General features: G+C 42.3%; 5 protein-coding genes. All 5 read left to right on the top strand.

The window, feature by feature from the left end:
- Positions 1–272 precede the first annotated feature (272 nt).
- The 5 genes from U9Q08_00395 (at position 273) to U9Q08_00375 (ending at position 5215) form a co-directional block, all read left to right on the top strand.
- Positions 273–1541, top strand: a complete 1269-nt coding sequence (locus U9Q08_00395; protein ID MEA3328191.1) for an outer membrane beta-barrel protein — start codon at positions 273–275, stop codon at positions 1539–1541.
- Between the two features lie 91 nt (positions 1542–1632).
- Positions 1633–2208, top strand: coding sequence for a polysaccharide biosynthesis/export family protein (locus U9Q08_00390; protein MEA3328190.1), 576 nt, complete (start codon positions 1633–1635; stop codon positions 2206–2208).
- 30 nt (positions 2209–2238) lie between these two features.
- On the top strand, positions 2239–3861 hold the full coding sequence (locus U9Q08_00385; protein MEA3328189.1) for a polysaccharide biosynthesis tyrosine autokinase: 1623 nt from the start codon (positions 2239–2241) through the stop codon (positions 3859–3861).
- Positions 3862–4016: 155 nt separating this feature from the next.
- Positions 4017–4199, top strand: a complete 183-nt coding sequence (locus U9Q08_00380) for a helix-turn-helix domain-containing protein (GenBank protein MEA3328188.1) — start codon at positions 4017–4019, stop codon at positions 4197–4199.
- Positions 4200–4207: 8 nt separating this feature from the next.
- Positions 4208–5215 (top strand): hypothetical protein, encoded by a 1008-nt coding sequence (locus U9Q08_00375; GenBank protein ID MEA3328187.1) that lies wholly within the window; start codon positions 4208–4210, stop codon positions 5213–5215.
- The last annotated feature ends 40 nt before the right edge of the window (positions 5216–5255 follow it).

Below are 5255 nucleotides of genomic sequence, written 5' to 3'. Positions count from 1 at the left end.
GATCCTTCGTCGCTACGCTCCTCAGGATGACACCTATCTTAACAAGAACAAAATTAAGGACTTGGGGAGTGTGCAGTTTTAAACTTTAAACTGTCCACTTTTAAAACTTAAATCGCTCTAAAACTGTGCACTTTTAAAACTTAAATCGCTCTAAAAGAGTCCACTTTTAATTCTTAAATAACACTTCTTGACCTAACACTTGACAAATATACTACATTGGGGTATACTTATTCTTCTAAAAGTTACTTTTTAAATCGTTTAAGGGATAGTCGGTGTATAAAAAAATATTTTTGATAGCAGTAAGCATTATATTAGCAGGAACCGCGTTTACTAATAATTATGCTCATGCCCAGGAAACATGGTTTAAGCCTTTCTACTATCCCTATACTGCCGAAGACGAAAATTGGTTCCATCCCCTTTATCATCCCTATGCGCCGGAAAAAAAGGGCTGGTTCCGGCCTTTTTTGTCTATTCGCGGGCAATATGACGACAATATTTATCTTACCCCCGGTGATGAAAGAGAAGACTGGATAACCACTATTAAGCCGGGTTTTGTAATCGAACCGGTTCTGACAAAGCATAATTTTATCTTTGACTACCTTGCCGAACTGAACTTCTTCTCTGAATACGACAATGAGAATAACTATAATCATCTTGCCAATACCGCTTTAAGGCTTAACTTTAACGGGGTAAGCCTTGAGCTGTCCAATATGTTCCATTATTTTTCCGACCGGGCCGGCAGTGAAGTTACCAACCGTATACCCCGCACACAAGATCAAGCCAGTGTCATGCTTACTTCTGAGTTCAATAAACTGGATCTGTCCTTGTGGTATGAATACCACTTAGAAGATTATCGCACCAATGACCCTATCGGCGCGTATCACGGCCAGGCATTGACCTTTGAGGATTTAGACACCGATGAGCATCAAGTCGGAGTTGAAACGGCCCTGAAGCTCTGGCCAAAATCTGCGCTTCTTTTTTCAGGAGATTACGGCATTATAGAGCATGATACCGGAAGAAAAAGCGATTCGGAGTATTTTGACCTGTTAGTGGGGATGCGCGGTCAGCCAACGGCTAAATGCACGGTAGAGGGAAAGATCGGCTACCGTCAGCAGGATTATCAAAATGATACCGGTTTCAACAGTGTGGTTTTTAACGGTAGTTTGATTGAAAATTTTACTCCCCGGGATTCTCTGCGTCTTGACTTTACAAGGACAACCAATGAGACGGTTATGCCGGACAATCCCTATTACGAAAGCAGTTTTATCGGCGCCGGTTTTAGGCACGGCTTTACAGAGAAGTTTTTCGGCACCCTGGGTTTTTCTTATCAGCGCAGTGACTATCCTGCCGAGATTACTGTCGCCGGAAAAACCGCCAAAAGAAAGGATGATTATTGGTCAGGAGGAGCCGGGTTTAGTTACAGGTTTACCGAATGGGTTACCGCTGATCTTAAATACGATTACAGGGCCAGAGAATCCAATTTTTCGATATATAATTACGAAAATAACCGCATAAGTCTTACGTTAACGACCAGTTTTTAGTTTGTTTGTTAGCAAAAAAACCACTGGGGGTATAATAAAAAGGCAATAACCTTGGTGGTTTTTTATTTGGGTTTTGGGCCCAGAAGATATTATGATGAGATTTAGTATAGTTACTTTATTTCTTATTACGTTAATAGCGGTTATCCCCGCAGGGGCGCAGGAACCCGACTATTGCCTCCAGTCCGAAGATGTCCTGCGGATTACTGTCTATGAACAGCCGGACCTTGACACCCGGACGCGCATCAGCTCTACCGGCGAAATAAGCTTTCCGCTTTTGGGCAAAATAAAGGCCGCTGACCTTACCCTCAGCGAACTCAAGGATAAAATAGAACAGCTCCTGGCAAAAGATTATCTGGTTAACCCCCAGGTGCAGATATTTATTGATAAATACCGCGTGAAGCAGGTTTCGGTATTAGGGGCGGTGCAAAAGCCGGGTAAATACGATCTCTATACAGAGAGAGAAACCACGGTGCTGGAGGCCATTGCCATGGCCGAAGGATTTACCAAGGTAGCCAGCGTAAACGGCACAAGGATAATCCGCACCGAAAACGGCGAGGAGCGAACCATCTTGATCAAAGTTACCGATATTACCAAAAAGGGAATAAAAGAGAAAGATATCCCGCTTAAACCCGGAGACATCGTGTTTGTGCCGGAGAGTTTTTTTTAATGAGCTATGGGCGAGGAGTAATGAAGCAGTATGGAGTATCGTGAAGCAGAAGCGCATATCAGCGATTATTTAAAAGTGCTCAAAAGCCGTAAAGGCGTGATAATTACTTTCTTTTTCGTCACCGTATTTACGGTAACCGCCGGCAGTTTCCTGATGGATCCGGTTTACCGCGCTACTGTTACGTTGTTAATCGATTTGGAAAGCCCTAATGTGCTGACCACCAGCGGATCGGTTGCCTTAAAATACCCTGATTACTATGCCTACAAAGAGTATTTCCAGAGCCAGAAGGAAATGGTCAAGAGCCGCACTATTGCCAAACAAATATTCAAAGAATTTAAACTAAGCCAAAGCAGGGATTATCTTAATGCCAGGGATAAAGCAAAGGCATTTCTTAAAACTATTAAAGTAGAGCCGGTGCGTGATACCCGGCTTCTTTTACTGAATGTGGACAATAAAGATCCCGTACTCGCCGCGGACATTGCCAACCGGATTGCCGAAGTTTATGTTGAGCGGAACCTTTCCTATATCACCAAAACTGAAATAATCAACCTGCTTAAAAATGAGTATTTGAAGCTCCAGGCGCGGCTTTCGGAATATTCCAAGGTTTATAAAGACAAGCATCCCAAGATGATCCGGTTAAAGCAGGAAATGGAACAAATGTCTGAGCGGATTAAACAGGAAATGGAGCTTTCCTCTACTTCCACTTTCACTTCAGGCCTTGTTCTTACCGGGCTCAAAGCCAATAATATTTCTATCCAGGATCCTGCCGAGGTTCCGATAATCCCTATAAAACCCAAAAAGCGCTTAAACATCCTTCTATCGGTAATAGTCGGGCTTTTCGGCGGGATAGGCCTGGCGTTTTTCTTTGAATATTTAGACGATACCGTAAAAGACATCAATGATGTAAAAAAGATAGTCAACTGGCCGTTTTTAGGAAATATTCCCCGGATCGAGGGAATAAAAAAGATGACTGAATTAAAACGCGATCTTTTTACCCAGCTTAAACCCGAGGACCCTGTATCCGAAGCATTTCGGGCAATTCGCACCAGCATAGTTTTTTCTTCTACCGAAGAACACCCTTTAAAAAGTATTGTTGTCACCAGCCCCGGCCCGAAGGAAGGAAAAACCACTCTTCTCTGCAACCTGGCTATTGTTGTGGCCCGCAGTCAGAGAAAAGTGCTTTTAGTGGACGCGGATATGCGCAAACCCCGGTTACATACGATTTTTAAGGCCGGCAATGACGTTGGAATAAGCAATTTTCTTTCCGGACAGGCTGATTTTAATCAATCAACGCAAAAAACCGAGATAAAGAATCTTTTCCTGGTTTCCAGCGGCCCTAATCCGCCTGACCCGTCAGAATTACTGTCCAGCCATAAAATGAAAGAATTTATCGAGGATGCTAAAAGAAAGTTTGACTTTATTTTGTTTGACAGCCCGCCGGTTACCGTAGTTACTGACGCGGTTGTCCTTTCTCGAATAGTGGACGGCGCTGTTGTGATCTTAGAAAGCAGCAAAACAAACAAGAGAGCCATTCCCGGGATTGATCAGCTGTTAAAAAACAGCCGGGTAAGGGTGATCGGCGCAATTATTAATAAGATCTCCCCGATTCGAAGCGGATACAGGTACTATGCGCAGTATTATGGCGGTAAATAATAAATTATACACGAATCGGCACAAATTGCACACGAATAGACACGAATATTAAACATTCGTGTAAATTAGTGTGTAATTCGTGTATATTCGTGTTTTTAATTTGCCTTACACATTGTATTAAACCAGATTAAATGGTAATAGGAGGGTAGAAGAAGATGAAGAAGAAGTTGTTACTGACCAGGGAGGCCGCGGGTATGCTGAGGATAAGCGAAGAATACCTCCGTTCTCTGATCAGAAAGAAGAAAATCACTGCTTACAAAGAAGGCCGGCGGGGCGGCTATAGGATTCCCAGCGAAGAAATTAACAGCTATATCGGCCGCAGATATTCAGCTGAATGAGGTAGTTAGTGGAAAAGGTAAAATATGAGGTTGACCCGCATAACCGGTTAGTTATACAGGAAACCAATAAAAAATTAGACCTGACGCGGTTTCGCAGAGTTTTAGATGGAAGATTTAAAATCGGGCCCAACAATTCCCTGATTTACCACATAAAAGCGCCAATGCAGGGTGTTACACCTGATCTTAATGCACCCCACCAGGTAAAACTAAGAGGTAAGTGGTCGTTAAGCAAAAACCATGATTTAAAATTAACCCTTGATAACTGGCGCAGGCAAAGGCCGGGTGATGAGATTACCTTGCAGGGTGAGATAATAACCGCTGAGGAAAATTCCCTGCTCTTTGCAATTACCACACGGTCTAAAAGAAATCTCTCCATAACAGATGTTCTAAAACTTCAAGGCATTTGGCAGGCAGATAAATATAACCGCCTTACTTTTAGAGTAAATAAGGGTAAGGGCAGGCACGACACTCTAATCTTTACCGGTATCTGGGAAATTGATAATAATCAGCGGATAGTCTATCGCTACGAAAAGACCCGGCTGATTCGTAAAAAAAGACTGGACAAGACTCTAACATTTAAGGGCCATTGGGATATCACCAGAAAAAACAGATTGTCTTATAACCTGAATTTGAACGGAAAATCAGGATTTAACTTTAGAACCGGTTTTGGAATTTTAGATAAAAATTATATAAAATACCAAGCCGGTATAGGCATGTCACCCGTAAAACGCATCCTGATTATATTCGGCAAATGGAAGATAAAAAGAGGCACCGGATTACTTTTCGAAATCGAATATGAAAACGGAAAAACCAGAGCCATTATATTCGGCGCTGATGCTAAGTTATCTAAAAGGGATAAGGTTGAATTTAAACTTAAGAACCGCTTTGGCAAAGACCTGGGCCTTGAGCTTAAGCTATCAAGAAAACTCCTCAAAGGTGACGGCCAGACATTTTTAAAACTGCTTAAATCTAAAAAAGAGTCCAGTGTTTATTTGGGTGGGGCGTGGAGATGGTGAGAATAAAAATAATTGCAAAATTAGCAATTAGCAATGTAAA

It is taken from the genome of Candidatus Omnitrophota bacterium (assembly GCA_034717435.1).
GTDB lineage: Bacteria > Omnitrophota > JAUWXU01 > JAUWXU01 > JAUWXU01 > JAYELI01.
The sequence above is the reverse complement of the archived record's forward strand: the minus strand, read 5'-3'. Positions and strand labels throughout refer to the sequence as shown.